Genomic DNA, 12,091 nt, shown 5'->3' with positions numbered 1-12,091 from the left:
TCAGTCCTCCACCCGCTGCACCGCGCCCTCGGCAAAGCGGATTCCGACCACCTGGCCCGGGGTCAGCCCCGCATCACCAGAGGCCGGGCTCTGCAACCGTGCGACAACTTCGGTGCCGTCAGCAAGATGCAGGTGGCAATGCGTGTCGGTGCCAAAATAGACCAGGTTGCCGACCGTCGCCTTCAGCCCGTCGGTGGGCAGCACCAGCCGAACCTGTTCGGGGCGGACGCTGACTGTCACCGTGCCGCCGGCAGACAGTCCGGGCACCTCGATCCGCTCGCCCGTGCCCAGCCGCAGTGCCCCCGCCTCGGCCTGGCCGTGCAGGAAATTCGTGTCGCCGATGAAACTGGCGACGAAGCGGTTCTTCGGATGGATGTAGATGTCCTTTGCCGTCCCGACCTGCTGGATCTTGCCGGCGCTCATCACCGCGATGCGATCGGACATGGTCAAGGCTTCTTCCTGATCGTGGGTCACGAAGATGAAGGTGATGCCGGTCTCAAGTTGCAGGCGCTTCAGTTCGACCTGCATTTCCTTGCGCAGCTTCAGGTCAAGGGCCGACAGGGGTTCGTCCAGAAGCAGCACCTTGGGCTGCGGCGCAAGAGCACGCGCCAGCGCCACCCGCTGCTGCTGGCCGCCCGACAGCTGACTGGTCTTGCGCCCCGCCATGGCCTCGAGCTTCACCAGAGCCAGCATCTCGGACGTGCGTGCCTTGACCTCAGCCGTCGGTCGGCCCAGCATCTCAAGCCCGAAGGCCACGTTCTGCGCCACCGTCAGGTGCGGAAACAGCGCATAGCTCTGGAATACCGTGTTCACCGGTCGCTTGTTCGGGGGCAGGGTGGTGATGTCGGCCCCGTCGAGCAGGATCGTGCCTTCGGTCGGCATCTCGAACCCCGCAATAAGCCGCAACAGCGTGGTCTTGCCGCAACCCGAAGGGCCAAGGAGGGTGAAGAACTCTCCGCGCCGGATATCGACCGACACATCGTCCAGCGCACGGACGACATTCGCACCCTGGCCGAAAGCCTTCACCACATTGCGGGCAGAGATCGTAACTGCCTCGGTCAATCCCGGACCCTCCCCAAGGTCATGTTTTGATCATATTGGGCGGGGCAAGCCGCCGGTGACAAGCGATTCCTTCCCCTCATGCTGCCATCGGCGCACGTTTTTCCGCCCAAGGCGTGGCGCGCTCAACTTCTGCGCACAAAGCGATGAGGGTTTCATCCTGCCCGAATGCGGCGGCCAGATGAATGCCGATCGGCAGGCCATCCGACGACCATGCAAGGGGCAGGCTGGCGGCGGGCTGGCCGCTGGCGTTGAAGACGGCACAGAAGGGGGAATAGGCAAAAATCCCTTCCGGCCCTGTGCGATAGGCGACGTAATCCTCGGTCGCGTGGTTGAACCGGCCCACCCTTGCCGGCGGTTCGGCCAGGGTGGCAGACAGAAGAATGTCGGGGCCCCGATCGAAGAAACGCGCCATCTCGCGTCCGAAGGCGTGAATCTGGCCCACTGCCTCCAGATAGCGGGTCGGGTGCAGCGTCTCGGCATGGGCGACGGCCCCGCGCCCGACGCCTTCGACGAGATCCGGGGTCAGCGGACGCCCCTTAAGGGCGCTGCGGATCCCCAGTGCTGTGCCTACGGCGACGATATCGGTCCAGGCGCGCATCATGCCCGGCACGTCGGCCTGAGGACGGGCGGGTTCGACATGATGCCCCAGCGCCTCCAGCAGACGTCCCGTCGCGCGGACGGCATCGGCCACCTCGGGATGAATCGGCTCTCCCGTAAAGGTCGTGTCGCAGATTCCGATCCGCAGCCGCCGGGGCGGGCGGCTGATCGCCGCCGCATGGCCGCGGTCGAGCGGCGGAGCCCAGTAGGGTGCGCCCAGGTCCGCGCCCTCGCAGGCGTCCAGCATCACCGCCGTATCCCGGACCGAGCGCGTGAGAAACCCGTCGATCGCCATTCCCGCCCATCCTTCGCCCGCATAGGGCCCGTCCGGCAGCCGGGCGCGCGTGGGCTTGAACCCGAACAGCCCGCAGGATGAAGCGGGAATCCGCACCGATCCCCCGCCGTCCGAGCCGTGTGCAAAGGCCACGATTCCCGCAGCAACCGCCGCCCCAGCTCCGCCAGATGATCCGCCGGGCGTGCGGTCAAGGTTCCAGGGGTTGCGCGTCGGCCCGCCGTAAACGGCGGCCTCGGTTGCGGCGCCGATCCCGCCTTCCGGGCTGGTGGTGCGGCCGAAGGTCACCACCCCCGTCGCCTTCATCCGTGTGAAGATGCTGGAATCCCCCGGATAGCGCGTGTTGGCCAGCAGGCGACTGCCGTTGTGGGACGGAAAGTCCCTTGCCTCGACGCCCAGATCCTTGATCAGGAACGGAACCCCCCGGAACGGCCCCGGCGGCAAGCCTTCGGCAATGGATCTCCGCGCGACATCTTCCTGTATCAGCACCACCGCGTTGATCGCGGGGTTCCGCGCCTCGACTGCGGCCAGCGCCGCATCGAGAAGTTCCTCTGGCGTTACCTCGCCCCTTGCCACCAGCCCCGCCAGTTCTGTCGCATCCGTCGCACCCAGATCGCCGATCATCCTGTCCTCCATCCAGTCGCCCAACCCTGCCGTCGCAAACCCCTGGGGTCATGCCCATCCCCGCCACCCGAAGGCGTGTTTCCGCCACCCAAGGCTTGCTTGCCGCGAAATCATCCCGGCTTGCAGGCAGCATTGCGGCACCCTGTCGGGATGTTGATCGCGCAAGGGCAGCGCCGGATCCCTGCCGCGCCAGCTGGACGGCATGGCAATCGTCCCGCTTCCGGGTGCTCCTCAGTCGCTCAGCGCCACTTCCTGCTTCAACCGCCCGTCCTGCCCGAAGATCAGGATGCGCTGATCCGCGGTCACCACCGCAATCCAGCCCTCGCCGAAGGTCACCGCCTGCGCCTCGGCCCCCTCGGGCAGGACGATACCCTCCGGCAGGTGCGGACCAACGGCCGAAAACGCCTGCGGCATCCGGGTGACAAGCAGCGCCACGACGGTTATGACGCCGCCGATCATCGTCAGTGTCAGCGCGACGACCAGCCACTTCAATAGCCGCAGGCTGGGCGGCAGGGCCGGATCGGGGGCATCTGTGGAATCAGACATGGGCGAGCCTTTTGATGACGAGGACACCGGCAGCCTTTCCGTCACCATCGGCGACGGCGCCCCCGTCCGTCTTGATAAGGCCCTTGCTGCCGCCGTGCCAGAGGGAGCGGCGCTTTCCCGTTCGCGCCTTGCCCGGATGATCGCGGAAGGCGCCGTCAGCCGCGACGGGCAGCCTGTCACCGACCTGAAGGCCAAGGTGGCACCAGGCGAGGTCTACATCATCCGCCTTGATCCGGCCCTTCCGGTCGAGATCCAGCCCGAGCCGATTCCCTTGGCTGTCATCTGGGAGGATGCCGATCTGATCGTCATCGACAAGCCTGTCGGCATGGTCGTCCACCCCGCGCCGGGCACCCCGTCGGGCACGCTGGTGAACGCGCTTCTGCATCATTGCGGTGACACGCTTTCGGGTGTCGGGGGGGAGCGGCGGCCGGGCATCGTGCACCGGATCGACAAGGATACATCGGGCCTTCTGGTCGTCGCCAAGTCCGACCGTGCGCATCACGGCCTGGCCCGCCAGTTCGAGGAACACACCGTCACCCGCCGCTATCTGGCCGTCGTGCATGGGGTTCCCATGGCCTCTGACCCGCGGCTGCGCGGGTTGCGCGGGGTCACGATGGAAACAGGTGGCGTGATCCGCATTGCGACGAATCTTGCCCGGCACCGCACCGACCGGCAGCGCCAGGCCGTTGTATGGGAGGAAGGCCGCCACGCCGTGACGCGCCTGCGGGTGGCAGAGCCCTTCGGCATGCAGGCGGCGCTGGTCGAATGCTGGCTGGAGACGGGAAGGACGCATCAGATCCGCGTCCACATGGCCTATGCGGGCCATGGGCTGATCGGCGATCAGACCTATGGCGGGCGGCGCAGGCTGGCCGGCACGGCGCCAGGGGCAGAGATCGCCAACGCATTTCCCCGCCAGGCCTTGCATGCCGCGACGCTGGGATTCGACCACCCGGTGACCGGGGAACGTCTGGAATTTGCCGCGCCCCTGCCTGCCGACATGGCAGATCTGATCGCCGCCCTGCGCGGGACCTAGCCCCGGCGGAACGTTTGCCGCCTTGCCGCCTGCCACGAGAGGCCCTGTTGTCGCCCCATGGTACTGCCCGCCATGGGGCCACCAGTGCCGGAGACCCTGCAGGCCCCCGTTCAGTGCTTACGCGGCATGTCAGTCAGTGCGACGTATGCCGCGCCCTGCAACAAGCCTGACATTCCCGTGAAAGGAATGTCACAAAGCTTCACATAAGGGTGTCAAATGAACATCTCGGTTCAAAATCGGCCGATCCGGGCTACACTGCTTGCGATCGGATGCCGCAATACTTAGGTTCGACCGTCCGCCCGGGGGCGCAGTCGCACCGGGCGAACAGAGGGGGCACGACATGAGCACCTACACCAACCTTCCTGCACCCAGTCCCGAACAGGGGCTGAACCGCTATCTGCAGGAAATCCGCAAGTTCCCGCTGCTGGAGCCGGAAGAGGAATACATGCTGGCCAAGCGCTGGGTCGATCATCAGGACCCGGAGGCCGCGCACAAGCTGGTGACCAGCCACCTGCGTCTGGCTGCCAAGATCGCCATGGGCTATCGCGGTTATGGCCTGCCGCAGGCCGAGGTCATCAGCGAGGCGAACGTCGGTCTGATGCAGGCGGTCAAGCGGTTCGATCCCGAAAAGGGGTTCCGCCTTGCGACCTATGCGATGTGGTGGATCCGCGCCTCGATCCAGGAATACATTCTGCGGTCCTGGTCTCTGGTGAAGCTTGGCACGACAAGTGCCCAGAAGAAGCTGTTCTTCAACCTTCGCAAGGCCAAGGCCAAGGTCGGCGCGCTGGAGGAAGGCGATCTGCGTCCCGAGAACGTCAAGCAGATCGCGCATGACCTGTCGGTTTCCGAGGAAGAGGTCATCGACATGAACCGCCGGCTCTCGGGCTCGGACGCCAGCCTGAACGCAACGGTCGGCTCGGACGGCGACAGCTCGACCCAGTGGCAGGACTGGCTGGAGGACGAGGACAGCGACCAGGCCGAGGCCTACGCCGAAAAGGATGAACTCGACGCCCGCCGCGAACTGCTTGCGCAGGCGATGAGCGTGTTGAACGACCGCGAAAAGGATGTGCTGACGCGCCGTCGTCTGTCGGAAGAGCCTGTGACGTTGGAGGAACTGTCGGAAAGCTACGGCGTCAGCCGCGAACGCATCCGCCAGATCGAGGTGCGCGCCTTCGAGAAGCTTCAGGCGAAGATGCGCGAACTGGCCAAGGGCAAGGGCATGGCCGTCCCGGCGTAAGGCCGTGCCGAACGGAAAGGGCCGTGGCCGCGGGTCACGGCCTTTTCGTTTGCCCTGCGCGCCGCAGGACGCTAGACCGCGCGGCATGAAGATGACCGATACCTTCCTCAAGCCGATGCACCCCGAGGGGTGGAAATTCGTCCCCGCATTCGCGGCAGCGACCTTGGTGCTGTTCCTAATCTGGGAACCCCTGGGCTGGCTGGGGGTCGGATTGACCGTCTGGTGCTATTACTTCTTCCGCGACCCACGCCGCGCGGTTCCAGAGAACGCCGGTCTGCTGGTCAGCCCTGCCGATGGGGTGGTCAGCCTGATCGAACGCGCCGTGCCGCCGGCGGAGCTGGGCATGGGGCCGGAACCGCTTGTGCGCATTTCGGTATTCATGTCGGTATTCAACTGCCATGTGAACCGCGCGCCCATCGCCGGCAAGGTCACGGCCGTCGCCTACCGGCCGGGCAAATTCTTCAACGCCTCGCTTGACAAGGCCTCGGAGGAAAATGAACGCAACGCGCTGGCGATCGAGATGGCCGATGGCCGCAGGATTGCGGTGGTGCAGATCGCCGGCCTTGTTGCGCGGCGCATCCTCTGCTGGGTCCAGCCGGGCGAGATGCTGCGCACGGGAGAGCGTTTCGGTCTGATCCGCTTCGGCAGCCGGCTGGATGTCTATCTGCCCGAAGGGGTGACCCCGCAGGTGGCGCTGGGCCAGACCATGGTAGCAGGCGAAACGGTGATCGCCTTCATTGGGCAGGATGTCCCCGCCCGCGCCGCTCGGATCGAATAGGCCATGGCCAGCCAGCCCCGCGAAGCGCCGCGCAACATGCTTCTGCTGAAGCTGCTGCCGAATTTCGTCTCGATCCTCGCGTTGTGCGCCGGGCTGACGGCGATCCGTTATGCGATCGGCGGCAATGTGTCGATGGCGGTGCTGCTGATCGGGGTGGCTGCGGCGCTGGATGGTCTGGATGGCCGGCTTGCGCGAATGCTGAAATCGGAAAGCGCAATCGGGGCCGAGCTGGATTCGTTGTGTGATCTGGTGAATTTCGGGGTCGCCCCGGCGCTGGTCCTGTATTTGTGGGGACTGCGCCCGGAAAGCAGCTTCGGCTGGATCGCGGTCCTGGTCTATGCCGTCTGCTGCATGCTGCGGCTTGCCCGCTTCAACGTCGGCAGCCGTGCGGCAGGCGAGGCCGCCGAGAAAACCAGCTTCATCGGTGTGCCCTCGCCCGCCGGGGCCATGCTGGTGCTTCTGCCGATTTACCTGACCCGCGCGACCGAAGGCGCGCTTCAGTTGCCGCCGGCGATGACGGCGATCTGGATGATGACCGTCGGTGCCCTGATGATCAGCCGTGTGCGCACACCCTCGCTGAAGCGCATCACGATCGCTGCGGATTATGCCCGCTATGCCCTGGTCGGGGCCGTGGTGCTGGTCGCGGCGGTGCTGACCTATCCCTGGGTCACACTGACGGCAATGACATTGGTATATCTTTCGGGGATCCTTTATCTTTTCCTGCGAGGATTGCGCGTGCCGAAGGCGCCCCCTGCCTGACGAGGGGCCGTTTCCTCTTGCATAACCTGCCGGGCTGCGCATTCTTGGGTTGAACGTCCAAGGGGAACCTACGCATGCAGGTAGAGGCCATCCAGAGGACCTACCGTCGCTGGGCACCGGTCTATGACCTGGCTTTCGGACGAATCACCCAAGGCGGGCGCCTGCTGGCCGCGCAGCATGTGAATGCGCAAGGCGGCGCGGTGCTCGAGGTCGGCATCGGCACCGGCCTCGCCCTGTCCTATTACAGCCCTAAGGTGCAGGTCACAGGCATCGACTTGTCGTCCGAAATGCTGCGCGCGGCCGAGCGGCGCGCGCGGACGCTGGGCCTGCGCAATGTTGCTGGGCTTTACCAGATGGACGCCCGAGCCATAGACCTGCCGGAGGCGTCTTTCGACCATGTCGCCGCGATGCACATCATGTCTGTCGTGCCCGAGCCCGAGCGCGTGCTGGACGAGATGGTGCGTCTTTGCCGGCCAGGCGGCTCGGTCCTGATTGCGAACCATTTCGCGGGCCGGGCCGAGGGCTGGCGCCTTGCCGAACGGCTGGCAGCGCCGCTTGCGAACCTTCTGGGCTGGCATTCCGACTTTCCCATCGACCGGGTTCTCGGCCACCCCGGACTGAAGCTGGAGGAACAGCGCCAGGTCCGCCCCTTCGGCCTGATGACCTTCCTGCGCTTTCGACGGCTTGCAGCATGACGCCGAATCTGACCTATTGCCTCTGACATGTCAGCGGAGGGTCAGGTCATGCAACCGGTCAGATGGGGTGTTCTGGGTGCGGCCCGCTTTGCGCGGGAACACATGGCGCCGGCGATTCATGCCGCCGAGGGCGCAGAGCTTGCCGCGCTTGCCACATCGGACCCGGCCAAGGCCGAAGGCTTCCGCGCGTTCTGCCCGACCCTTGCCGTGCATGACAGCTACGAGGCGCTACTGGCCGATCCGTCCATCGACGCGGTCTACATTCCGCTGCCGAACCACATGCATGTGGAATGGACGTTGAAGACCCTGGCCGCCGGCAAGCATGTGCTTACGGAAAAGCCAATCGCGCTGAAGGCGCGCGAGATCGACCAGATCATCGCCGCGCGCGACCGGACCGGACTTCTGGCGGCCGAGGCCTACATGATCGTCCACCATCCACAGTGGCAGCGCGCAAAGGAATTGTTCGAGGCCGGCGAGATCGGCGAACTGGTTCATGCCGATGTGGCCTTCAGCTTCAACCTGACCGAGGCCGGCAACATTCGCAACCGTCCCGAAACCGGTGGCGGCAGCCTGCGCGACATCGGTGTCTATACCTTCGGCTGCACCCGGTTCGTGACCGGGGCGGAACCCGTGGACCTGTCGGCCCGGGTCCGACGCGAGAACGGGGTGGACGTGTTTGCCCAGGTGGCGGCGGTGATGGAGGGGCCGCGGGGTCGTTTCACCTATGGCTCGATGACGTCGATGCGCATGTACAACCGTCAGGTCGCAACCTTCCAGGGAACGAAGGGGATGATCAGGTTGGAAGGCGGCCCCTTCAACGCCAATGTCAACGATCTGGCCGAGATAGAGCTGCATCAGAACGGGAACCGGGTGATCGTCGAACGCTTTCCGACGGCAAACCACTACAAGCTGCAGGTCGAGGCCTTCTGTCGGACGGTGCGCGAAGGTGCCGCCTATCCCTGCCCGCTGGAATTCGTGCGCGGCACCCAGGCGATGATGGATCGGGTCTACGACGTGGCCGTGGATATCTGAACCTGCCGCCGTCGGGCCGCAGGCAAGGTGTAAACCTTTTCGACCCGGTTTTGCGAAAACTGCTCGACTTTCACGCTGCTGTGATATGGTCGGACGGAAGTTTGGCGCTGCCTCGTCTCGGGCGACTTGTCCCGGTGTTTCGCCAGTCGTCCTTTGCTGGTGGCCGTTGCCGCGCTTCGTTCGCCATGGTCTCTTCTGCCGGAAAGTCTGCCAATGTCCGAAGATCACGCAGTATTTCCCGGTCCGTTGGCTCCGCCGATCCTGCGCGCAAGGGACTATCTGGAACGTCGCGGACAACAGTTGCCGGTGGCGGCGCTGCGCATTCTGGCGCGCGAGGTGATTCTGCGGGTCTCGCGCGCCGGCACGCACATCGAGCGGCGGACGAACCTGTCGCTTCGTTCGGAGATCGACCTGCTGTGCGACGCCCTGTTGTCCCGCGACGAGACGGCGGCAGCAGATCTGGTGCATCAGGCCCGGCTTGGGGGGATGCCGACCGATACACTGTATCACCTTTATATCGCCGGGGCCGTGTGCCAGTTTGGCGACCGTTGGGAAAGAGACGAGGCAACGGCAGCCCAGGTGATCATAGCAGCAGGGCGGGTCTATTCGATCCTGCGCGAGTTGCGTGCTGTCTTCATTTCCGAAAGCCTTCGTGCCCCGCGCGGGGCCGAGGCCGTGTTTGCCACGGTTCCGGGCGAAGTGCATGGCTTGGGGGTGATGATTGCCGCCGATACCCTGCGACGAAAGGGGTGGGATATCGCCCTGCGCGTGGGGCTGGAACACGAAGAACTGGTGGAAGAGATCGCCTCTCTCAAGCCCAGCATGGTGGGACTTTCGGTGTCGATGCAAAGCAGGATCCTGCCCGCCGCGCGGCTGATCGTGGCGCTGAGGATGCGCTGCCCGCAGGTCTGGATCATTCTGGGCGGCACGATCGTTGCCGATGATCCCGAAGTCGCAAACGCGGTTGACGCAGATGCCGGGGCCAGGGACATCGAAGAAGGGGCGGCGCTGCTGGCCGGGCATCTGGACTATCTGAACGGGCTTTTCCGGTGACAGGCCTTCGGGCCGGAATGGTTTGATCTGCATCAGCGCGGTTGCCCTGTCGGCCGGGCAAGGTAACAATGGTCAGGGGCCGCGAACCGCCCCGTCTTCTAGCAGGAGGAAAGCATGAAAGCCCGACAGACCCTGTATCTTCTGGCCGCGGATCAGGATTTCCGCCTTCTGCGGGGCAGTCGTGGGGCTTTCACCGAACTTGCCCATCGCCGCGCCGATGAATTTCCCGATGTCGAGAACCCCTTCGGCTCGGAACCGTATCGCAGCCATGCCACCGGCGTGTCGTTCGGCACAAAGGAGCGCGGCGCGAACGAGGAGGAAGAACGCCGCCGCTTCGCCCGTCATGCCATCAGCGCGCTTGAAGCCGAATGGGCCAACGGCAATGACGACGGCATCGTCCTGGTCGCCGGCCCGAAGATGCTGGGTGTCTTGCGCGACCTGATGCCCAAGGCCTTGGCCGGCAAGGTCGTGTCCGAGCTGCCGAAGGATCTGGTCAAGACGCCGGTGCATGATCTGCCCGGCCATCTTGCCGATCTGCCGGGGGTCTAGGCCTCCATCGCCTCGAGTTCGTCGATGAACCCCGCGATCATCGACAGGCCCTTGTCCCAGAAGGTCGGGTCGCTGGCGTCCAGTCCGAAGGGCGCCAGCAATTCCTTGTGGTGCTTCGACCCGCCTGCCTTCAGCATGGCAAAATATTTCTCCTGGAAATCCGGCAGGCCGCCGGCATAGGCGGCATAAAGCGCGTTCACCAGCCCGTCGCCGAAGGCATAGGCATAGACGTAGAACGGCGAATGGACGAAGTGGGGGATATAGGACCAGAACGTCTCGTATCCGTCCATGAATTCGAAGGCGTCGCCCAGCGACTGGGCCTGAACGCTCATCCAAAGGGCGTTGATGTCATCCGGTGTCAGTTCGCCCTGCGCTCGCGCGCCATGAAGTTTGCATTCGAAGTCATAGAAGGCGATCTGCCGGACGACGGTGTTGATCATGTCCTCGACCTTGCCAGCCAGAAGCGTCTTCTTCTCGGCCGGGGTTCTGGCCTGATCCAGAAGCCGCCGGAAGGTCAGCATCTCGCCGAACACCGATGCCGTTTCGGCCAGAGTAAGCGGGGTCGAGGCCAGAAGCTCGCCCTGACCGGCGGCCAGCACCTGATGCACGCCGTGGCCCAGTTCATGCGCCAGGGTCATCACGTCGCGCGGCTTGCCCAGATAGTTCAGCATCACATAGGGATGGACGGTGGTGACGGTCGGGTGCGCGAAGGCCCCCGGTGCCTTGCCGGGCTTTACGCCTGCGTCGATCCAGCCCTTTTCAAAGAACGGCTTTGCCAAGTCCGCCATGCGGGGATCGAAGGCTGCATAGGCCTCGGTCACGGTCTTGCGCGCGGTGGCCCAGTCCACCGTCTTCGGGGTCTCGATCGGCAGGGGCGCGTTGCGGTCCCAGACCTGCAGCTTCTCAAGCCCCAGCCATTTCGCCTTCAGCCGGTAGTAGCGGTGCGACAACTTCGGATAGGCCGCGACTACAGCGTTGCGCAGGGCCTCGACCACCTCGGGCTCGACATGGTTCGACAGGTGGCGGGCATGTTGCGGCGTGGGCATCTTGCGCCAGCGGTCGTGGATTTCCTTTTCCTTGGCCAGCGTGTTGTGGATGCGGGTAAAGAGTTTGATGTTCCTCCGGAACACCTCGGCCAGCGCATGGGCCGCTGCCTCGCGCCGAGAACGCGCCGGGTCGGTCAGCAGGTTCAGGGTGGCTTCCAGGTTCAGCTCTTCGGGCTCGCCCTCGACGGCGAACATCAGCCCCGCCATGGTTTCGTCGAACAGCTTGTTCCAGGCGCTGGCGCCCACCACGCTTTCGTCGTGCAGGAAGCGTTCCAGCTCGTCCGACAGCTGGTGCGGCCGCATCGCGCGCATCCGGTCGAAGACCGGCTTGTAGCGGGCAAGGTCCGCGTTTTGCGCCAGAAGGCGGGCCAGGTGGTCGTCGTCCAGTCGGTTGAACTCGAGGCTGAAGAAGACCAACGGCGTGGTGGCATTGGTCACCCGGTCCTGCGCATTGCCCATGAACTGGGCGCGTTCGGGGTCGATGGTGTTCTGATAATAGCGCAGTCCGGCATAGGACATCAGCCGCCCGGCGATCACGTCGATGCGTTCGTATTCGCGCACGCAGGCCAGAAGCCCGGCCGCATCCAGCCGGCCGAGCTTGCCCTCATAAGTCGCTGCAAAGGCTGCACAAGCCCGTTCCAGTTCCGCCATGTCGGCGGCGAATTCCGGCGCATCGGGGGATGAATAGAGATCGGTCAGATCCCATTCCGGCAGATCGCCAAATCCCCCACCGCTGGTATTGGCATCGAAGACGGGCAGGGGCAGGGGCAGGGACATGGCAGACCTCC

The 12,091-nt window shown here is 64.9% G+C and carries 12 protein-coding genes; 8 read left to right on the top strand and 4 right to left on the bottom strand.

From position 1 onward, the window contains the following. The 3 genes from EYB42_RS11730 to EYB42_RS11720 form a co-directional block, all read right to left on the bottom strand. Nucleotides 1–1,062: an ABC transporter ATP-binding protein gene (locus tag EYB42_RS11730; RefSeq protein ID WP_135450300.1), complete on the bottom strand. Its 1,062-nt coding sequence runs from the start codon at nt 1,060–1,062 to the stop codon at nt 1–3. 76 nt (nt 1,063–1,138) lie between these two features. Then, the gene (locus tag EYB42_RS11725) at nt 1,139–2,575 is read right to left on the bottom strand and encodes an amidase (RefSeq protein WP_135450299.1); all 1,437 of its coding nucleotides are present in this window, start codon (nt 2,573–2,575) and stop codon (nt 1,139–1,141) included. A 231-nt stretch (nt 2,576–2,806) separates the two neighbouring features. Beyond that, the gene (locus EYB42_RS11720) at nt 2,807–3,121 is read right to left on the bottom strand and encodes a DUF6476 family protein (protein WP_135450298.1); all 315 of its coding nucleotides are present in this window, start codon (nt 3,119–3,121) and stop codon (nt 2,807–2,809) included. Between EYB42_RS11720 and EYB42_RS11715 the strand changes: the two genes are divergently transcribed. The 8 genes from EYB42_RS11715 (at nt 3,120) to EYB42_RS11680 (ending at nt 10,257) form a co-directional block, all read left to right on the top strand. Next, the gene (locus EYB42_RS11715) at nt 3,120–4,154 is read left to right on the top strand and encodes an RluA family pseudouridine synthase (RefSeq protein ID WP_135450297.1); all 1,035 of its coding nucleotides are present in this window, start codon (nt 3,120–3,122) and stop codon (nt 4,152–4,154) included. The genes EYB42_RS11720 and EYB42_RS11715 overlap by 2 nt on opposite strands. Nucleotides 4,155–4,494: 340 nt before the next feature. Beyond that, nucleotides 4,495–5,391, top strand: coding sequence for an RNA polymerase sigma factor RpoH (rpoH, locus tag EYB42_RS11710; protein WP_135450296.1), 897 nt, complete (start codon nt 4,495–4,497; stop codon nt 5,389–5,391). A gap of 85 nt (nt 5,392–5,476) precedes the next feature. Then, complete coding sequence (locus tag EYB42_RS11705; RefSeq protein WP_135450295.1) at nt 5,477–6,169, top strand: phosphatidylserine decarboxylase; 693 nt, start codon at nt 5,477–5,479, stop codon at nt 6,167–6,169. A gap of 3 nt (nt 6,170–6,172) precedes the next feature. After that, the gene (gene pssA, locus EYB42_RS11700; protein ID WP_135450294.1) at nt 6,173–6,928 is read left to right on the top strand and encodes a CDP-diacylglycerol--serine O-phosphatidyltransferase; all 756 of its coding nucleotides are present in this window, start codon (nt 6,173–6,175) and stop codon (nt 6,926–6,928) included. 74 nt (nt 6,929–7,002) lie between these two features. Beyond that, nucleotides 7,003–7,623 (top strand): class I SAM-dependent methyltransferase, encoded by a 621-nt coding sequence (locus EYB42_RS11695; protein ID WP_135450293.1) that lies wholly within the window; start codon nt 7,003–7,005, stop codon nt 7,621–7,623. Between the two features lie 48 nt (nt 7,624–7,671). After that, complete coding sequence (locus EYB42_RS11690) at nt 7,672–8,655, top strand: Gfo/Idh/MocA family protein (protein ID WP_135450292.1); 984 nt, start codon at nt 7,672–7,674, stop codon at nt 8,653–8,655. Between the two features lie 213 nt (nt 8,656–8,868). Continuing rightward, nucleotides 8,869–9,708: a cobalamin B12-binding domain-containing protein gene (locus EYB42_RS11685; RefSeq protein WP_135450291.1), complete on the top strand. Its 840-nt coding sequence runs from the start codon at nt 8,869–8,871 to the stop codon at nt 9,706–9,708. Between the two features lie 114 nt (nt 9,709–9,822). Continuing rightward, entirely contained in the window at nt 9,823–10,257 is a 435-nt protein-coding gene (locus EYB42_RS11680; protein WP_135450290.1) for a host attachment protein, read from the top strand. On the opposite strand, the gene EYB42_RS11675 is transcribed toward EYB42_RS11680, so the two are convergent. Continuing rightward, complete coding sequence (locus EYB42_RS11675; protein WP_135450289.1) at nt 10,254–12,080, bottom strand: M3 family oligoendopeptidase; 1,827 nt, start codon at nt 12,078–12,080, stop codon at nt 10,254–10,256. The genes EYB42_RS11680 and EYB42_RS11675 overlap by 4 nt on opposite strands. Nucleotides 12,081–12,091 lie beyond the last annotated feature (11 nt).

The organism is Tabrizicola caldifontis (assembly GCF_004762095.1).
GTDB lineage: Bacteria > Pseudomonadota > Alphaproteobacteria > Rhodobacterales > Rhodobacteraceae > Tabrizicola > Tabrizicola caldifontis.
Note: the sequence above shows the minus strand (reverse complement) of the source record. Positions and strands in the feature narration are given on the sequence as shown.

Coding starts and splice junctions, on each gene's coding strand:
- EYB42_RS11725 (WP_135450299.1), bottom strand. CDS start 2,575: ATGATCGGCGATCTGGGTGCGACGGATGCGACAGAACTGGCGGGGCTG.
- EYB42_RS11715 (WP_135450297.1), top strand. CDS start 3,120: ATGGGCGAGCCTTTTGATGACGAGGACACCGGCAGCCTTTCCGTCACC.
- EYB42_RS11720 (WP_135450298.1), bottom strand. CDS start 3,121: ATGTCTGATTCCACAGATGCCCCCGATCCGGCCCTGCCGCCCAGCCTG.
- rpoH (WP_135450296.1), top strand. CDS start 4,495: ATGAGCACCTACACCAACCTTCCTGCACCCAGTCCCGAACAGGGGCTG.
- EYB42_RS11705 (WP_135450295.1), top strand. CDS start 5,477: ATGAAGATGACCGATACCTTCCTCAAGCCGATGCACCCCGAGGGGTGG.
- pssA (WP_135450294.1), top strand. CDS start 6,173: ATGGCCAGCCAGCCCCGCGAAGCGCCGCGCAACATGCTTCTGCTGAAG.
- EYB42_RS11695 (WP_135450293.1), top strand. CDS start 7,003: ATGCAGGTAGAGGCCATCCAGAGGACCTACCGTCGCTGGGCACCGGTC.
- EYB42_RS11690 (WP_135450292.1), top strand. CDS start 7,672: ATGCAACCGGTCAGATGGGGTGTTCTGGGTGCGGCCCGCTTTGCGCGG.
- EYB42_RS11685 (WP_135450291.1), top strand. CDS start 8,869: ATGTCCGAAGATCACGCAGTATTTCCCGGTCCGTTGGCTCCGCCGATC.
- EYB42_RS11680 (WP_135450290.1), top strand. CDS start 9,823: ATGAAAGCCCGACAGACCCTGTATCTTCTGGCCGCGGATCAGGATTTC.
- EYB42_RS11675 (WP_135450289.1), bottom strand. CDS start 12,080: ATGTCCCTGCCCCTGCCCCTGCCCGTCTTCGATGCCAATACCAGCGGT.